Source organism: Tersicoccus solisilvae (genome assembly GCF_014643255.1).
GTDB lineage: Bacteria > Actinomycetota > Actinomycetes > Actinomycetales > Micrococcaceae > Tersicoccus > Tersicoccus solisilvae.
In genome coordinates, this window is sequence record NZ_BMJI01000072.1 from 1 (window position 1) to 613 (window position 613).

The following is a 613-nucleotide window of genomic DNA, read 5'->3' on the forward strand; positions in this document are numbered from 1 at the left end:
GGCAAACCATTCCTGTTTTTAACCCGGGGTCTCTATCCCAGGAGCTTCTATCTACAGATAGAACACCAACTGCTGAATCAAAAACACTGGTCCGGTGAAGTGCAAATACGCACTCACTCCAAGCAATCCTTGTTAGTCTGGATGGAGATCAATCAGGTACTCAACAGCCAGGGAGAGGCCAGCCATTTTGTGGTGGTGTTTACCGATATCACAGATCGTAAACAGGCTGAAAAAGATCTGCGACTGCTGGCCAATTATGATCAGCTCACCGGCCTACCCAACCGCACCCTATTCCAGGACAGATTGGATCATGCTCTGCGCCAGGCTCACCGCAATCGCACTATGGTTGCCCTATTGTTTCTGGATCTCGACCGGTTCAAACACATCAACGACTCCCTGGGTCATCATATTGGCGATCAACTGCTGAAAGCGGTCGCATCCAGATTGACCAAAGCGATCAGGGATGGTGATACGGTTGCGCGCTTGGGCGGTGATGAATTCATCATTCTTCTTGAAGGGTTGCAAAAAACCAAGGCAGCGACCGTCATTGCCGAAAAACTGCTGACGGCGTTCGAACGCCCCTTCGCACTGGAGAATTTCAGCCTCAATGTTT

Annotated in this window: 1 protein-coding gene; it reads left to right on the forward strand. The window is 50.2% G+C overall.

Annotation, left to right across the window (positions count from 1 at the left end):
- Nucleotides 1-141: 141 nt before the first annotated feature.
- Nucleotides 142-613: diguanylate cyclase domain-containing protein (locus tag IEX22_RS16295; RefSeq protein ID WP_229660112.1), on the forward strand; the 472-nt coding region annotated here is incomplete at its 3' end.